At 67.1% G+C, this 1,710-nt stretch carries 1 pseudogene; it reads right to left on the bottom strand.

Annotation, left to right across the window (positions count from 1 at the left end):
* Nucleotides 1-1,548: pseudogene (istA, locus tag IF188_RS19990) on the bottom strand (IS21 family transposase); the annotation flags it as partial.
* Nucleotides 1,549-1,710: the final 162 nt, after the last annotated feature.

Here is a 1,710-nt window from a genome sequence, read left to right as displayed (position 1 = left end):
TAGTAGTCGGCGCCGCGGACATACCCGGCAGGTTCCTCCCAAGCACTCGGTTCGAACCTCGGCAGCCGTCTGCTGGTCTGGTCCTGGTTCGCCTCGAGGATCGGTCGCAGATGCGCATACCGCGGCGACCTCACCCGCGACTGAAGCGCGATGCCGGCCGCCGCCTCGACCCGCGCCGCGGAGTAGCGGCGGCTCATCCGCAGCACTGCCAGCGCAGCACCCAGGCCCTGCTCGTCGACGGCAACGGACTCGAAGATCCGGTTCACGATCGTGGTGGTGTTCTCGCCGATCCTTGCCGCCCACTCACGCGCCCGTTGCGGGTCCATCTGCTGGTAGCGGGGCCCGTCCGGCAGGTCGCTGTCATGCGTCCGGTACTCGTTGACGACCCCGGCCGGGGCGAGGAGGTGGCTGGTGAGCCGCTGATCCCCGGCGAACACTTCCAACATCGTGTCGGTGATGCGCAGGTCGACGGACCGGCCGATGTGCTCGTAGGGGACGGAGTAGAAGTTCCGCTCGAACACGACGTGCCCGTTGCGCTGAACCTTGCGGCCATAGAGCCACTGGGAGATCTCGAACGGAACCTGCGGGAGCGGCCGCAGCAGCGGCTTCTCCTCACCCTCGAACACACTCAACCGTGAGCCGGCGCGCTTCTGGAACGGCTTTGCGTTGTAAGCGATGACGCGTTCGTGGACCGCGGCGCGCAGCTCCGGGAGCGTCGCGAACCGCTGGTTGCGGAGAGCGGCGATCACCGCCGTCGCGACGTTCCCGACCGTGCCTTCGACGCTCGGCTTGTCCTTCGGCTTCTTCACCCGCCCAGGCAGCACCGCCGCCGAGTAGTGCGCCGCGAGTTCCCGATACGCGTCGTTGAGCACGACCTCGCCCTCGGCGGGATGCTTGATCACCCCGGTCTTCAGGTTGTCCGGGACGATCCGCGGGACGGAACCGCCGAACCAGTCGAACATCGCCGTGTTCGCGCGCAGCCAGGTGTCCTGCTTCATGTCCAGCGTCGGCTCGACGAACGAATACCTCGAGAACGGCATCGTCGCGACGAACAAGTAGACCCTCGTCGTGGAACCGGTGACAGGGTCCGCGAGCTGCATCGTCTTCCCCGACCAGTCGACCTCCACCGTCTGCCCGGCCTTGTGACCGACCCGCGACGCCGCCCCGATCACGAGCACGTGACGCTGGTAGGTCTTGCAGAACCGGTCGTATCCCATCGCCGTCTCGCCCTTGGTGCGGCAGGCGTCGAGGTACTCGCCATGCAGCAGCTTCAACGTCACCCCGACCCGGGCGAGCTCCCGATGCACCCGATCCCAGTCCGGCTGCGCGTGAACACTCTCGTGCTCGCCCCGCCCCGGGAACAACCGCGCATACACGTCCGCCTCGTCGAGGTCCGCGACGTCGTCCCAGCGGATGCCCTCCCGGTCGGCGGCGTCGAGCACCGCCCTCACCGAGTGCCTGGACATGCCCCTGCGCTGCGATCTGCCGACCCGTGAGCCCCTCCGCGCGAAGCCTCAACACCAGCTTCGCCTTGATCCTGCGTACCATCCGAACTACTCCTTCTGCCGCGTGATCAGCCACGCGGCAGAAGGAGCCTAGGAAGCTGGCGCCGAACCCGAATATCCGGTGGCGCTCAACCACGCGATCGCGTCGACGAGCAAGTGGCGCTCAACCGCAATACTCGTGGCGCTCAGAGACGCGAATATTCAC

The organism is Microbacterium helvum (genome assembly GCF_014779795.1).
GTDB classification, from domain to species: domain Bacteria; phylum Actinomycetota; class Actinomycetes; order Actinomycetales; family Microbacteriaceae; genus Microbacterium; species Microbacterium helvum.
Note: the sequence above shows the minus strand (reverse complement) of the source record. Positions and strands in the feature narration are given on the sequence as shown.